The organism is Vibrio chanodichtyis (genome assembly GCF_028863985.1).
In the GTDB taxonomy this organism is placed as follows: domain Bacteria; phylum Pseudomonadota; class Gammaproteobacteria; order Enterobacterales; family Vibrionaceae; genus Vibrio; species Vibrio chanodichtyis.
This window is the reverse complement of sequence record NZ_JARBFT010000008.1, coordinates 81,612-97,903: the sequence shown is the minus strand read 5'-3', so window position 1 is coordinate 97,903 and position 16,292 is coordinate 81,612. Positions and strand designations below refer to the sequence as shown.

The 16,292-nt window shown below is 39.3% G+C and carries 10 protein-coding genes and 1 pseudogene; 6 read left to right on the top strand and 5 right to left on the bottom strand.

The annotated features are described in order from the left end of the window. Positions 1 to 245: 245 nt before the first annotated feature. Entirely contained in the window at positions 246 to 2,330 is a 2,085-nt protein-coding gene (locus PUN32_RS09985; RefSeq protein WP_001963324.1) for a hypothetical protein, read from the bottom strand. A 166-nt stretch (positions 2,331 to 2,496) separates the two neighbouring features. Continuing rightward, a complete protein-coding gene (locus tag PUN32_RS09980) occupies positions 2,497 to 3,840 on the bottom strand; it encodes a hypothetical protein (RefSeq protein WP_001963327.1) in 1,344 nt (447 codons plus the stop codon). A 2,047-nt stretch (positions 3,841 to 5,887) separates the two neighbouring features. Between PUN32_RS09980 and PUN32_RS09975 the strand changes: the two genes are divergently transcribed. Then, entirely contained in the window at positions 5,888 to 6,274 is a 387-nt protein-coding gene (locus PUN32_RS09975) for an HVO_A0114 family putative DNA-binding protein (RefSeq protein WP_032475696.1), read from the top strand. A 79-nt stretch (positions 6,275 to 6,353) separates the two neighbouring features. On the opposite strand, the gene PUN32_RS09970 is transcribed toward PUN32_RS09975, so the two are convergent. Together PUN32_RS09970 and PUN32_RS09965 are read right to left on the bottom strand one after the other, a co-directional pair. Beyond that, positions 6,354 to 6,575: a hypothetical protein gene (locus tag PUN32_RS09970; RefSeq protein ID WP_235803924.1), complete on the bottom strand. Its 222-nt coding sequence runs from the start codon at positions 6,573 to 6,575 to the stop codon at positions 6,354 to 6,356. 282 nt (positions 6,576 to 6,857) lie between these two features. After that, entirely contained in the window at positions 6,858 to 9,194 is a 2,337-nt protein-coding gene (locus PUN32_RS09965) for a TOTE conflict system archaeo-eukaryotic primase domain-containing protein (RefSeq protein ID WP_001964070.1), read from the bottom strand. A gap of 165 nt (positions 9,195 to 9,359) precedes the next feature. On the opposite strand from PUN32_RS09965, the gene PUN32_RS09960 reads away from it, so the two are divergent. Beyond that, entirely contained in the window at positions 9,360 to 10,307 is a 948-nt protein-coding gene (locus PUN32_RS09960) for a competence protein CoiA family protein (protein WP_032475692.1), read from the top strand. Between the two features lie 199 nt (positions 10,308 to 10,506). Here the strand turns inward: PUN32_RS09960 and PUN32_RS09955 are convergent, their stop codons facing one another. Beyond that, complete coding sequence (locus tag PUN32_RS09955) at positions 10,507 to 11,877, bottom strand: Fic family protein (RefSeq protein WP_001964068.1); 1,371 nt, start codon at positions 11,875 to 11,877, stop codon at positions 10,507 to 10,509. 291 nt (positions 11,878 to 12,168) lie between these two features. Between PUN32_RS09955 and PUN32_RS09950 the strand changes: the two genes are divergently transcribed. From PUN32_RS09950 to PUN32_RS09935, 4 genes and pseudogenes are all read left to right on the top strand, one after another. Beyond that, the gene (locus PUN32_RS09950; protein WP_001964067.1) at positions 12,169 to 12,945 is read left to right on the top strand and encodes a metallophosphoesterase; all 777 of its coding nucleotides are present in this window, start codon (positions 12,169 to 12,171) and stop codon (positions 12,943 to 12,945) included. Between the two features lie 286 nt (positions 12,946 to 13,231). After that, on the top strand, positions 13,232 to 14,563 hold the full coding sequence (locus PUN32_RS09945; protein ID WP_001964066.1) for an ATP-binding protein: 1,332 nt from the start codon (positions 13,232 to 13,234) through the stop codon (positions 14,561 to 14,563). Between the two features lie 282 nt (positions 14,564 to 14,845). Then, a pseudogene (locus PUN32_RS14130) lies at positions 14,846 to 15,139 on the top strand (helix-turn-helix transcriptional regulator); the annotation flags it as partial. Positions 15,140 to 15,713: 574 nt separating this feature from the next. After that, positions 15,714 to 16,292, top strand: a complete 579-nt coding sequence (locus PUN32_RS09935) for a class I SAM-dependent methyltransferase (RefSeq protein ID WP_274722960.1) — start codon at positions 15,714 to 15,716, stop codon at positions 16,290 to 16,292.

Here is a 16,292-nt window from a genome sequence, read left to right as displayed (position 1 = left end):
AATCGGTGATCGGTTTAAACCGAAATGGGTGATCGGATAATCCCGAAATGACTGATCGGAATGCTCCGAAATATGCAGGTTGGCAGAAACACGCACTTAATTGTGACGAATCACGAGTAGGCAGATGCTAGCACTCCCAAAAACCACCACACAACTCACTTCTGGACAAAAGTACGTTAGACTTGCCACCCCTATAGTTCCTATTCGAATAACAATAAGTATTTCGAAATCTCAGTTTTGTTAGTTCAGCTTATAATGACCTTGTTTTTAAAGACTTCTCGATTCTCTTTTATCAGTTTGTTGTTCTTAGACGCCTTATAAGAGGCGTACCAATCCATAAGACTATAAACTATAGTGTTTGAACGATTTATATGGTCGCTAAAATCATCATTACTGTTCACATTGTCTAGAAGGGTTAACAATTGAGGAGTACTTAAGTAAGAAATGCAGTGAAAGGGTACATGTTGATATCTTTCTCCCTTAGTTGTCAATTCTGCATGTAAGAGTGTAAATTCTTCAAGTGTCTTATTTATTCTATTCGTAATATCGCTGTAAAAGCTATCGGGTACATTAATTTTCGCACCATATAGGCTTTGCAAGAGACTGTTTTTTATATTATCACATTGTAAAGATGCCATATCTTCAAGTGAAATTACTAATTTATAAATTGTTCTACCTTTTAATTCTATTTGCTCATCGTTCTCGGAATTGCAAATCTTACCATCGTTAAGCAGTATCATTTCAGCAACTGTTAGTTGGTTTATTGACTTGAAGAAACTTAGTGATGCGTCGAAAAGCATGTGCAGACTACTTCCTGATTGAGATTCTTTCGTTAATCCTTTCTTTTTTACCTCAATTAGATAGATATAATCTTTGGACTCTATGATGAAATCACATTCTCCATTATCTCGGTTCGTTTTAGCTATTTCTTTTATATAGTCTGGAGATAGGAATTTAAAGCTGTGATGATACGTAATGTTCACTTTATCAAAACTTTCTTTAATAAAATCCTCTAACGCATATCCAAGTCTTTGTTCAGATTTTGAATTGTGTTTCTCTGAAATCCTTAATAAAGCCCAATACTTTGCAACGTTATAGGTAGGTATGTTAACTACAACATAGCCAGTTTTTGTTCTGATAAATGGAAACTCTCTTAGGTTTGACTTTACAGCATGAAGGGGCGTTATGTACTGTTTGTTGATTTCATATGAAGGTTTTGATAAAGATTCGACGATTTTTTTTATGTTAGCAGGGGAATCTATATCAGCACACAATCGATAGATATCTTTTTCTGATAATTCTCCGCATATATAACCATCTTTAAGTATTGCGTCTTCTATTCTATTCATCACTTTCGACGCTTTATCAATTTCAGATAAAGTGTTAGGAGTGTTGTTATCAATTAATTCAAAAATTCTCGGGAAAATCTTCTTACCATGAATAGGTGATATTTGAGGGATATAAAAAATTTCTGGATATAACACCCATTCTTGAAGCTTCTCTAATATGTTTTGAGAGTTCGTATTTATGTTCGCCCAAGGCGACATTTTATCTATATCGAGAATAGTGGCTAAATGAGTTGATAAATCCTGTATCTCATTGAGTAAGTATGTTTGTTGATTTTTTTTCAGGTTACAAGGTAAATCTATGTACTTACAAACCAAATTATATACATATCCGAGGGGAGGATAGGGTTTCTGTGCCTTTGGCACTGTCGGTCTTCTTCTATAAAAAAAGAATCGTTGTTCATCTTTTGAAAAATGGTCATTTAATACTGATGTAATAGCTCTAAAACCGACCTTTCCAAGCCTTTTTACTCTAGCATCAATAGCTTGAGAAAGACGAGTAAGTTCAGAATTATCTACACTTATCAGTCCGTCTATACATTCTATATGGAATCCTTTCGTTTTTAGATAACAGAATGAATTTGCAATAAAATGGTACTCATCAGGATGACCAAAGTTAACGGGTACTTTTCTATGTAAGAAATAAATAAACGAAAAATGTATAGCTTTTATCCATGCTGTTTTATTGCTGAACTTCGTGACTTTATCTCTTGTGGCTTCTCTTATAGCCATAAATGAATCAAGTGATTGGTGAATGCTTTTGGTGAGTTCGGGATTTAACTTCGCTTCAATAATTAGCTGCTTTCTTATTGGTAAGGAGTCTATCCAGATGCCAGAGGGATCTTGAAGCAATAATGATATATTTTCGTAAATAGCTTTGTAGTCTGATATGTCACCATCTAACTCTGTGATTACTTCTGATTCGACGAAACTGTCTTTCGCGTCTAGGAACAACTGATGAAAATCTTTGGTCAAACCTTTCATTTAGTAATCTCTTGTATCGGTCTATTTATGGACATTTCTGAGCGAAAGCCTTAACTCTAACTCGTCATTTTTGGATAAAAATTTCTATGGGTTAACGCTTGCAACAGCAGCAAACTAGAGCCTAAGTGATTAATTTGTCTGTTGGTTGCTCTTGTCATGCACTAATTTAAACGATACACGCCTTTGAGAAATTTGATAAATAATCAAAATAGCCAGTTAATTGGAAATATCTATTTTCGAAATTTTCTTGACTTTCTCCTGTTTGGCTAACGAAAAATCCATCACCCAGAACAAAATCAGGAATTAAATTCTCATCCAAATTAATAAAATGGCTACCAATCAGACCAAAATCATTATGAAGTTTAATGCCAGATTCAAAAACTGAATTAATATGTTCTTTTTCTAAATCAAAGCTAACTGGAGTGCATATTTTAATGACTTCATTCTTTGATGTTTCAAAAATCTCCAAAAGCGTTAAACCAAGGTGTTTTTCGAAAAGATTACCTAATAATTGATCTAACTTACTACTAGTTACCTGCATCCCTTTTGCTTGATATTCAGTATATAGCGAGTCAACAAGAAGTGAGAAAATGGCTCCGTAATCAATATATTTTAATGCATTTTCATAGGGGGTGATGAAATTTTCGAACTTGGGATGTAACATATCTTTCGGTTTCAATGATATTATAATTTCATCAGGTAGGTTCAATATTAAGCGAGTTAGTTTAGCTGCAATATTATAAGCCTCGATAGCATCAGAAATAGCAAACGCATTGGCTATTTTATGCGCTACAACAGAGTATTCAACGAGCTTCTCGTCATATAACTCTTTCATTGTGTCTTTTAATAATTTATCACGTTCGATTTTTCTAGAAACAGGATCATCAATCATATATATGATTCGTAGTTTTGCATTAATTTCTTGAGCGACAGCAGAAGATTCTAATAGTGCGCAAAGACTAAAAGGCACCCTTGCAATTAATTCGCCTTCTTTGTTTGTAAATCTTGTGAAGAATAAATTTCTGTCCGTTGGTTTCCCGTATTTTGAAAAAATCATTCCTGCTGAAAATTCATATTTCCAAGGTGAAGATTTATTAGCTTTTGGATTAGTGGTTGAATAATATTGAGGAAATTTAATATATTGAACTCTATCAAACAGGCTTAACTGCCGATAAAAATGTGGTAACTCTATTGATATCCCTCTTAGCTCAGCTTCATAAAGTTCATTTCTACAGTAGTAAATTTCACTTAAAAACCTTAACCCCCATAACGTAGAATGAGCATCGTACCAATGTTTAACCTCATGATTTAACAGTGGTCCAAATTTGAGAATTGCTTGATAGTTCTCATTTATAGATTTACTAGTATCTATAAAAGCGAAAAAATCTTTTTCTTCTAAATCATTTAACTCTATACACTCACTAAAAAAACAATAAGAACCAGAAGCAGTATAGTTAGGAAGTGAATTAATTTGGCTATATCTTCCTATTTTTTTTTGTAAATAACTCACTTAATGCCGAACTCCTAATTTAATACTTAAAGTGCATAACAGTCTCTTTTCAGCAGACATTGTCCTTATAGTCTTTTCAGAAAATACAGACGCCATAGCGGCAACATACGGTTCTATAGGTCTTATTTTATTCTTCCTTCTACTCATAAATTGCAGAACATGTATGCATAATCATAAGTGCTCAACTAGGCTCATAATCTGCTATTAGTATATGTAGGTCAAGAACTGACGTGAGGAAGTGGTCAGGAATCTTGAACTAAACAGTTTTGGGGCAGAAACGAGTCTAACCGAAGCATGTCTATAAAATCGGTGGCTATTCAGATATCGTTGTTTCTCTTGACTTCTCGATCATGAAAGCGGCGTCTTCTGGTATTGTTGTTTTCCTTGACCTCTAAGATAGATTTTTGAACCTTCCCCAACGATGTTTATGAACGGTCAAAGGTTACGTGATCGAAAAATGTCACATTTTCCATTACTATCAGTGAGTTAATGACCATTTGCAGTACTTTGGCATCGTTGTTCTTCTATTCTATCTAACCACTCACGTATCTCGTTCTGCTCGCTCCTGCACCTGGGCTTTTATGGAGAGGATCGCTCGTAGACCACAGAAAATTGCTTCTTGATATCGCACGTAGACCAAGATCTTTTTTAAGAAATAATAATTTAAATACAATAGGTTATGGTTACACCCATCAGGAAGAGGATCACTCCTAGACCATAGAAATTTGCTTTTAGAGATCGCTCGTAGACCTTAGGGGGCTGAATCGAAAGGGGGTCGATGAGAATAGGACATCGTTGTTTCTCTTGACCTCTCGATCATGAAAGTAGCGTCCTCTGGTATCGTTGTTTTTCTTGACCTCTAAGATAGATTTTTGAATCTGACCCAACGATGTTTATGATCGGTCAAAGGTTACGTGATCGAAAAATATCACAATTTTCATTACTATCAGTAAGTTAATGACCATTTGCAGTACTTTGGCATCGTTGTTCTTCTATTCCATCTAACCACTCACGTATCTCGTTCTGCTCGCTCCTGCGCCTGGGCTTTTATGGAGAGGATCGCTCATAGACCACAGAAAAGTGTTTCTTGAGATCGCACGTAGACCAAGAGTCTTTAAAGAAATAATAAAGTAAATACAATAGCTTCTAGATACATCCATCTAGAAGAAGATCACTCCTAGACCATAGAAATTTACTTTTAGAGATCGCTCGTAGACCTTAGGTCGCTGAATCGAAAGGGGTTCGATGAGAATAGGACATCGTTGTTTCTCATGACCTCTCGATCATGAAAGTGACGTCCACTGGTATCGTTGTTTTCCTTGACCTCTAAGATGGATTTTTGAACCTTCCCCAACGATGTTTATGATCGGTCAAAGGTTACGTCATCGCAATACATCACAATTTCCATTATTATCAGTGAGTTAATGACCATTTGCAGTACTTTGGCATCGTTGTTCTTCTATTCTATCTAACCACTCACGTATCTCGTTCTGCTCGCTCCTGCACCTTGGTTTTTATGGAGAGGATCGCTCATAGACCACAGAAAATTGTTTCTTGAGATCGCTCGTAGACCGAGAGCACTTAAATAAATAATAAAGTAAATACAATAGTTTACAGCCATGTCCATGGAGAAGAGGATCACTCATAGACCATAGAAATTTGCTTTTAGAGATCGCTCGTAGACCTTAGGGCGCTGAATTGAAAGGGGTTCGATGGAAATAGGACATCGTTGTCTCTTTTGACCTCTCGATCATGAAAGTGGCGTCAACTGGTATCGTTGTTTTCCTTGACCTCTAAGATAGATTTTTGAATCTGACCCAACGATGTTTATGATCGGTCAAAGGTTATGCGATCGCAAAATATCACAATTTCTATTATTATCAGTGAGTTACTGGCCATTTGCAGTACTTTGGCATCGTTGTTTCTCTTGACCTCTCTGTCATGAAAGTGGCATCCATTCGTATAGCGATTATAACTATCCACTTTTTCTTTCAGAACAGCGTCGTATACACTAGGGTTCTATTACTTCGTTCTGAGAAGGATACTCATGAAAGCTCGCATTGGGGTTGCATCGGAAGATCTCATTCGTAGGCACATGATTAGTGTGGCCGCAGGCAACATTAGCCATAATAAGCATCTACCTACATTTTGGTTCACGTCACTAAATGAAGCTTCAAAGCTACTATGTAATGAGAATATCGATCTAATACTTCTGATCAGTAGAGAAAAACCTGAAAGTCTAGCTGAGCTTGCGGAGATTAGCGGTCATCATATCCGCAAACTCTCACGAACACTCGACGACTTATCATCAAAAGGATTCATCCAGTTCGAGGGAAAAGGCAGTACTTGCCGTCCTATCACTGTATTTACTGACTTTGAGATTATTCTCGGTAAAGAATTGGAGATTACACTGCAAGAAAGCTATTGTGCATGATGTCCACCACTCGTTTCTGCGGCGCATGCCGCTTACTTAGCACAGCTTTATGCTGTGCAGACTCGAATGGTGATTGTTCTTAATACTTCCCGTCTAGGCCAACTTGGTAGCCAACGACGCTCTCTTCCAGTTCTATTTTGAGCGCTTCAGTTACTTCAACCAGCTTATCAGTATTGGTAGAGATAGCGTGATCAAGCAAGCCAAGAAGTCCATTTAGCGCAATCTCACTATCCTTTGATTCAGCTTGCTCGTTATCACTTCTTGTAACCTTAGCCTCGTTCTTCATATCAGACTCGCTCATAAAAATGCCTGCCGTACACACAGCTGTAGCACAATTACACTCTCGCCAGCCTCTTAGAAGTTTCTTCAGTAAAAAATCTTAATTCTTTACAAGAAAACTATTAATTTCAGATAGTTACAAACAACTAAGATTTAGACACTAAAAGTTAGTGTCTAAATCTTAGTGCCGACAAATTAAACAACAAGTCCAATAATTACCTTGTACAGAAGTAACCTTCAAGTAACTTGAGTAGAAGTGCTTAGCGTTTATCGAACCCTGTTAGATATCGAGGTAAAACCAAGACTAAATCAATTGCTCTTGGATTATTGATTCTGATAAAAAACCAAGTGCCCGATACCCTTTTTCTCGCTTATTGAACATCCTGAGCAGCATTGGAATTTTTGCATCAACATAGTCGATCACTTTCACCTCCTCTTTTCCTTTGTAATCACGCTGTATTCGCCCTACATATTGGATTAACGATCCTTTCCAAGATACTGGCAACGCCAATATCAAAGTATCTAGGCGTGGAAGGTCAAAGCCCTCTCCTACAAAACGTCCTGTAGCAACAACGACTTGTGTGCTATCTAGCTTTGACATAACCTCAGCTTGCTGCTTTTTCTTCATCGAACCCACTAATATTTGGTGTGTGATCCCCGCATCATTAAGCAAACCAGCAATGATATTGGCGTGCTCTCTACGTTCGGTTAATACGATCGGAACTCGGCCTTTAGCGACTTCGTTTTGAATTCCCTCGACAATAGTGGCGTTACGTATAGGGTGAAGCATTAACCAACGATAAATCTCAGAAATATGAGGTTTAGGCTCGTTCGAAGATAAATGTAAAGGCACTTCCAGGGTCAGCTCTCGGCGGTCTAATACCTGAGCATACTGATTGTTTCGGTCTGACTTTATGGTATGCCTTACTCTACCTGCTTGCATAAATATGATCGGTTGATGCCCATCTCGCCTTTCAAGTGTTGCACTAACCCCAACGACATACTTAGCATGCGCTTCAGATAACACCTGTTCGTATTGAGGTGCAGAAAGGTGGTGGCATTCATCCACAATGATTTGACCATATTCTTTCATCAACGAATGCACGCTATTGTCGCTCCTATTTATCAAACTTTGATAAGTCGCGATATCAACTTGTCCTGTGGGTTTCTTCTTGGTTCCTGTATACACGCCGATACCGATACCCTGGGTGAAAGCTTTTAAACGCTCTTGCCACTGGTCAACAAGCTGCTTGTTATGCACCAAGATAAGAGTATTGACTCCCCGCCTTTGTATTAAACCAATTGCTGTTACCGTTTTGCCAAAGGCAGTAGGAGCATGAAGAACACCGATGTCATGCTGCATTAGAACATCAATCGCTTTACTTTGCGCTGAGCGCAAAGAGCCAACAAATGTCATGCCTGCTAGCGCCTGGCCAACAAAACGATTATCCGTTACTTGGAGAGCAATACCGAATTCTGAGCAAATAGCCTTTACGTCATCCCAACAGCCCCTTGGCAAGCACAAGTAACCACTGTCTAATTCCGCCAAACATATAAAACGTGCAATTCCGTTGGTAGATAAACGCAGCCCTTGGGCTTTGAAAAACTTAGGATTCGAAAAGGATGCCAATTTCTTAAACTGGGCGATTAAAGGATTCGGAACTTGGCTTATCGGTAAGTACAATCTGTTAGCAAGAACGATATCCAGCGCCTTAGGTTTGTCTGGGATGGAAACGCTAGTGTTCACTGTTCGTTCCCAGGGCTTAATTGATACACCATCCTCGGTATCATTTCGATGCTCCACTTTGCTTTCGAGAAGTAATTCTATTTTCTCAATAGATAGTCGTCCCATCGACGCTAACATCTCCCATTGATCAAAATATGGTGTAAAGGACTGATCAACAAACACCGAGTTTCCGTTTGCACGAGCTTGTTTTTGTAACGGCAACGCAATCAGATTCCCAATTCCTCCGATAGGTAGCACGTCTTGGTTGGGGAATAGGCGATCATAGGAATCAAATGACAAAGCGCCATGAATTTTCATGGCTTCATCAAGTAAATAGAACCCTAATTGTCGAGCCACTTTTGCATCAGTCGCTTGTGCAAAGAAAATCCATACATGTGCTCCCTGACCTGAACGAGATCGCTCTAATAAACAATCGATACCGTTTAGTTTGCACACTTCGACATACGCAAGAGAGGCTTCTTGCCAATCACTTTTGTCAAAATCAACCGCGAGTAGCCAACAGGTGTTGTCCGCTAGCATAGGATATAAACCAACAACTTCTTTGCCAGTAAGGTGGGCATACATAGCTGCATCATCTAACGGCTTGAATGCTTGATTGGGGCACTCCAAACACTTTATTTTAGGTTTGCCACATAGACCTTGATGCCACTCGTTTTCGCAAGCGATCGCATAACCACTTCTACCTTGTTGATTCTGCCACCTACGCGCATAGCATTGAGTATTGCCTTTAAAATAACTCTGATAGATAGACAGTTTTTGTTGAGGTGACATTTCACATGCAGGTGCCTTGGTAATCGCTTCCTGCGTCAATAGACGCTGCTTCTGCTGTTCAAGTTGAGCCAGCTCCTTTTTCAGCTCATGAATCTTTTGCTCAATTAGCTCAAGCTCATCCATATCTAGCCCCGACAATTACATCATTTTCATGCAGTTAATCATCGATTGTACAAAAGACAATACGAAAACAAAGGCACAATTCATAACCTATCTAACATATTTATAAAGCATTTTTGCCTAAAATCAGTACATACTGTCGCTAAATTAAGAGTTATTCACGTTTTGATGATGCTTCAACATGTGCCTTTCGGCTTAAGAACTCAAAATCAGACATTCGTTGATGTCGCAGATGTTGTGCGAGGGAAAAATTGCGGCTGTGTATGCCCTTCTTGCCATACACCACTGATTGCGAGACAAGGTGAAGAAAAGCAATGGCACTTTGCTCATGCGAGCCGCAAGGTTGAAGGAACTGATAAAGAATGTGATTTTTCTTTTTTTGTTTCTGTGCGCATGATGGCGAGACAAGTGATAGAAACAGGTATAGCTATTGTTCTTCCTGAATACAGGAGTTCTCTAACAAAACAAGTGAAAGGAAAGTGCTTCAAAGAAGATTTTTTGGTTGCTAAGTCATCCACCATCTTACTTGATAACGTCGATAAAGAAGCTTCATTTGAGAAATGTATTGTAGACGTAATGGGCCAAGTCGGTAATTTCACCTTTGTTGTTTACTTTACCCACCCAAACCGTCCACTACCAAGTGAGTTGCTCACTCCACATAACAGGCAATGCGGTATACTCGAAATCAAGCTGGATGATACACATCACCTATTTACAAGTGATAAAGTCTCAGGGATTCGGCAACTAGACAGACTGAAAGATTACCTTCAACACGATGTCGAATCTAAATTGTGGGTATTTCACCCACGCTATGCTCAATTGGCGAAAGAAGCGACTGAGCGATTATCCTTAAAAGCATCTCAGTACACTCCGCCCCCTACTCTGAGTATTCATAATGACCAACATCGCCATCGCAACCCAAGGAGTTTCAAGCTTCATCGTACCGACTCATGGCAACCAGCAATGAAAGATATCCAGCCAGCACCTGCGCCAAGGCGTTCAGTTCAATTTGAGTGCATCATATGTCAATGCCAGTGGCAAGTTACGCTACCTAGTAAACCAATCTGTCCTAAATGCCATAGCCACCTATACGTCAGCGAGATCTCATCAAGATAAGAACCACATCAAGCGTTCATTTTATTCTTTTGTTCATTTTTTATGAACAAACCGAAAAATGAACGCCGACAAATACTACTCTTAGTTTTGATTCTCAAAACTAGAACTCGAAACGACATTTTCGCTGCTATTTTTTCAAACTCATTAGCTAGATCTCCTTACAACGAACGAACACGGTGCCTTGTTCAAATTTCAATTTTCACGCTAAGAAATATTCTGTGGATTTACCAATTTTTGCAGATTTTAGTATTCCTGCTGTAGCCATATCGTCAAGTTTTTTCTTCGCGCTGTTGTAGCTAATACCAAGTAAATTCTCGACTTCCCTCGCTGTTACCGTTGGCTGTTTACGGTAACGAGGCTCACCAGATACAAACCCGATGATCTTTTTCTCAATATCTTCTAAACCAGAATATCGCTCTTCTAACTCCTGCATTCGATGTACCGCTCGTTCATAAACGGAAATAAACTCATCAATGGCACGACTAATAACTTTTAGCTGATATTTAATAAAGTACGTTAGGTCTAAGCTATCGTGCTCCGTATCTAGATAGCTCACACCATATTGAATTGGAGCTTTTTTAAGCAATGCTGATATCGCAATATAACGAAAGCCTGTATAACCAGATTTAAACATATACCAGTAAAACAAAGCCCTAGCGACTCTCCCGTTACCATCTCGAAACGGGTGAACATAACCGATGACAAAGTGAAGTGTGATGGCTTGAATAACAGGATGAACACCGCTGCCATTAGCATTTAACCAATTCACGACCCGAGTGAGTAATCTTTCAATGTCATCGTATTTAGGCGGTTGATGAACAACCTCCCCTTCAGCATCAACAACCGCAACATCATCCGTCGCTCTAAATAAGCCTGAGGTATATTTTTCTTGCTCTAGCGTTTTTGTTCCAGCACTGTGTAAATTTCTGATTAACTCAATGCTGAACGGCTCATCCCTAAGCTCCCACGCAATTTGCATTAAGTCAAAATTTCCAAAAATCATTCGTTCATCGTCAGTACGAGGCTTCCTTTTTTTTCTAATCATTTCTTTCGCAAGGATTGTCGTCGTAGCCGCGCCCTCCAATTGACTACTCGATATCGCTTCATCATCCACAAGGTTATTCGCTAGATGCTCAAAATGCGCCCGTTCACCAATTTGTTCTAGTATACCCAGCATTGCACTATGCGTGGTATGTCGATCAATCTGTGATAACACACGACCAAACTCGTGCAAGTTATTGAATCTACAATACTGTATATAGTCAGGAGAGTTTAATAGTGCTTGAATCACTTGTTCAGGTAAGCCAGGAGGCAATGGCTTGTCTTCTAATGGTGTTAGCTCAATCAAAGTTCTATCTCGGGACAAACGAGTTAGCCACCAACAATATTTGACATCCAAGCCAGACTTTACCCTGCGCCTAAACTCGTTAAATGAATAGTAATCATCAGATAATGGGTTAATGTAATCTGTATAGTCGTTAGGATTAAGTCCTTGATTACCAATCTCAAACAAAACGTCACCAATCGTACTAAACGGACACTCTGGCGGTGATAAATACTTACCTGACATGATTTTCATCTCAAAATCTAACAATTATGAGATCAGATTAATTAAGATTGTGTGATTTTGCTAGTTTTAATCACCCACGCCTGTGATGTTCATCTGTACTTTCGCTTGTACCTATCTTCCTGAAGAAAGCATGGTTCAAGTTAAATAGCATTCACATAGCTAATGAAGAAAAGCAACAATGGGCAGGTTTTACTATTCAAAAATGGATTGCTTGCCAATTCTGCCTCTTCTCAAGATATACTATTCGAAACCGAGGCTTCGGCTTCTACAAACCCCTATTAGGTGGATAAATTGAAATTTTACGCGGTATCTGATTTGCACTTAGATTTACACGGTATCCATCGAAGCTTCTGGCATAACTTCGATAATGACGCTGTCTTGATTATCGCAGGTGATACTGCCAACGCGCTCAATGGCATTGCGTATGTAAAAAATGTTCTTTGCTCTTACTTTAGAGCCGTTATCCTCGTTGCAGGAAATCACGAGTGGTACAGCAGTAAAAGGAATTCTTATCGTTCTGGCTATCTGCGCAAACAAGATTCAATAAGCTCCACAGACAGTAGATACTCCCCAATAGAAAAGCTTAAGGTGCATAGTGACACAACTAAGAATTTGTTTTTTCTGGATAATGAGTCAATAGATTTAGATGGATGCAGCATTTATGGAGGAACTCTTTGGTTTCCTATCCACACATACTCGTCTGCACTGATTGATGCGTACTCAGAACTGATGAATGATACAAAGTACATCAGCCATCAAATGATTGAAGAACAGCACAAAGCATTCATTAACAACTTTCCAGAGAAAGTTGATATAGCAATATCTCACCACCTTCCATCTAAAGAAGCTTTTGCTTTCGAGCAAAATGCCAACAACGATTACGCTCCGTACTATCATGCAGGGTTGAGTAATGAGTTGATCTCAAGAGCTAGGTATTGGGTGGCAGGACATCAACATGATGCTGTAGAGAAAGTCATCGCTGACGGTAGGACGACATTTATTTGTAACCCCAAGGGTTCTGTCCGCTTAACCAGTGGATTACTTACTAATAAAGCTTATTACCGATAAGAGCTAGCCAGCAACAAACTTCGGCATCTGAAAGCCCGCTAGGGATTTCTCACTGTGATCATTGACCTTGTGAAGCAACCAAACAGAAATGATGCATAGATCCATAACCTCCCCTCATAGCCCCAACACTATCATTCGCATAGAAATCATGCAAAACACTTTTACGCGCATAAAAGCGTTGAAACCCTCTTTTTTAAGCGCCAAAAAATGTTATACCTTGCATTTAATTGCGCACTTTTGTGTAATACACACTCAACCAGATAAGCTCTTTAACTGAGGTGGCTAGATGAAACGAACACTGCTTGAAAACCTACTCACCTGGAAAGACAAGCCGACAAGGAAGCCCTTACTGATTGACGGTGCTAGACAAACTGGTAAAACATTCTTATTACAGGAACTATTAGGAAGTACATTCGAAAATGTGATAAGAATCGATTTCCTAGAAAGCCCTGAGTTAATGGAAGCTTTTTCAGGCTCTCTAAACCCTGATGACATCATCACCAACATTGAACTATTAACAGGAGAAATCTTCCAACCATCGACAGATCTTCTTATTTTAGATGAAATTGGTGAATGTCCAAGAGCGGTCACCTCTCTTAAGTACTTTGCAGAAAAGGCTCCCAAAGCTTATATTGCTGCCAGTGGTTCAAATATCGGATTGCTCACGTCCTTTCCCGTTGGAAAAGTTGAGCAACACAATTTAAGGCCACTGACTTTCAGGGAATTCTTGTGGGCATCTGGAGAAAAAGCACTGCAAAAAGCGTTTGACCAAAAGCTGAATTCTCCAGCAGCTCATACAAAATTAATCGAACTACTGACCGACTATTATTTTGTTGGCGGCATGCCTGAAGCCGTAAACTCATGGTTCGAAAACTCAGAACTCAGTATTATTGAACGCATTGAAGCCGTGTCTGAAGTCCATAGGAACTTAATTGAGGGCTACATGCGTGATTTCGGAAAGTACTCTGGAAAAGTGGATGCACAGCTAATCGAATCTGTATTTCGAAGCATTCCTGCTCAACTATCTTCGGTATTCGACGACTCCGTTAAACGGTTTAAATTCAAGGGAGTTCACGAACGCAAGTCTCGCTATGCTGAGTATGAAAGTGCGATCACATGGCTTCACAAGTGTCGGCTTGCTTTAAAAAATCATCCTATTGAAGGACAACCTCGCTCTCCTTTAGCTGCTTATCAAAAGGAAAATACGGTTAAACTATTTCTCTTTGATGTAGGGCTATTGAACCATATGCTCGGCACTGGTTACCGTGAAATCAAACAGCAAGGCTATGAATACAAGGGATATGTCGCCGAAAACTATGTTCAACAGGAAATCGCTGCGCTAGGTATTGAACCAAGTTTCTCTTGGGGAGACGCAAGAGCAGAGATAGAGTTCATTATCGCTGATGACCTAGGTCGAATTGTGCCTGTAGAAGTAAAAAGCGGTAAGCGAACCCGTGCGAAATCATTGCAATCCTACATCGAGAAGTGCAAGCCCCACAAGACAATCAAACTTACAGGTACTCAAGGCTCTCCAGCAACAGAGAAAGAGCACATCGTGATGCCGCTTTACTACACAGAATACTTACTTGATCACCTCAGAGATCTAGATAAAAGCTAAGTGAGTAAGAAAATACTCATTAACATCTAAGAATCAATGTTATGAGTAATTTTTTACTCATAACATTAATAACTAATTCATAAGCTTTAGAGGATCTGATAAAGCGAGGCTGCTATGAATAAAAGTGCTCCAGAAAAAAGAGAGTCTGTAGAAGAGGTCATAGCTCGTTTAAGGGCCAATCGAGATGCACCTCACGAGATATCAGAGAGCCATGTCGTTAATACATCGCCCAAAACTTCAATAAGCCAGAGAGTCTCAAAAATCTCCCCCTCCACTCGTCCATCAGAACGCAAAACCGAGGCAAACAAAATCATCAAACACTTATTGCTTGGAGAGCTAACACAAGGCCAAGCGTTGAAAAGTTTACGCATTAAGATACTGGGACTCAAACAGGATGTGTTTGCAAGACTTGTCGATGTCTCAAGAAAAACACTCTCAGATATAGAGAATGATCGGGGCAGCTACAATACAGAGATTCTCAACAAGGTATTCAAACCATTTGGCTTAAAAGTCGGACTACTCCCTTCTTCTCCCGATGCGTTAAAATCCCTGTTAATGGATGGTGAGGATGGGTAAAATGCTCAGTATCAGCGCTATTCATTTAGATTGAATTGCTATAACAAGCTAACATTTTTAAATGATTTAGGAATACATGGACGCGGGTTCAGTTCCTTTTGAAGCAGGAAATTGATGTAACATTTGATGCAACACCAAATTGGTAACACCGTTATAAGTTACTGAATTTATGAGAAGTGAGAAAACATTTCAACTCCCGCCAGCTCCACCAAATCATAGTTTAAAGACGTCCCAGGACGTCTTTTTTCTTACCTGCAATACATAAAAATCAACAACTTAGAATCAATTGGTATTTCAAGACATATCTCTACTTCTTTGATTTTTGGGTACACCACTGGGTACACTAATTTTAATGAGTTAATCTGATGTACCTAACATGGTAAAAATCACCACTCGTCTAACAGACAAAGATACCAAATCAGCTAAGCCCTGACTTTTAGTTACCATTGTAGTAACCATAGTTTTGTGTTCTTTATTATGGTTCCTAAATATGCCGAGACCGTCAGATTGCAACTCATTGAGTAATAAAGATAAGAACGTTACAATTTGCAATCAATACTAGGGGCTTAAGTCTATGTCTATCGACTTCTACAATCAAAACGCACAGTTGTTTTTCTCTTCTACCGTAGAGGTCGATTCCTCCTCCCTACTCGAACGATTTGTACCTTATCTACCCGAAGGTGGTTTAGTGCTAGATGCAGGATGTGGCTCGGGGCGAGATAGTAAGCGACTGTTGGATATGGGCTTTCAGGTTGATGCTTTCGATGCCAGCGCCCCGTTGGCGGCTTTAGCCGAACAATTACTCAATCAAGCTGTCACGGTGGCAACTTTTACTCGCTTTACTAGCAATAAACACTATGACGGTATTTGGGCCTGTGCTTCCTTGCTACATGTGATGCGGGAGTCCCTACCAGAGACGTTTGCTCATTTGGCACAAATGCTCAAAAGTGGCGGTGCCTTTTATTGCTCATTTAAATATGGTCAGGATGAAATAGAGCGAGATAGTCGTCATTTCACCAACTGCAATGAAGCCCTTTTGAGCCAACTGATTTCCTCTTTACCCCTGACAATAGAGCAGCTTTGGGTTACGCAAGATCTCAGAGCGGGACGAAAAAACGAACAATGGCTCAATGCCATATTAATTAAGCGTTAA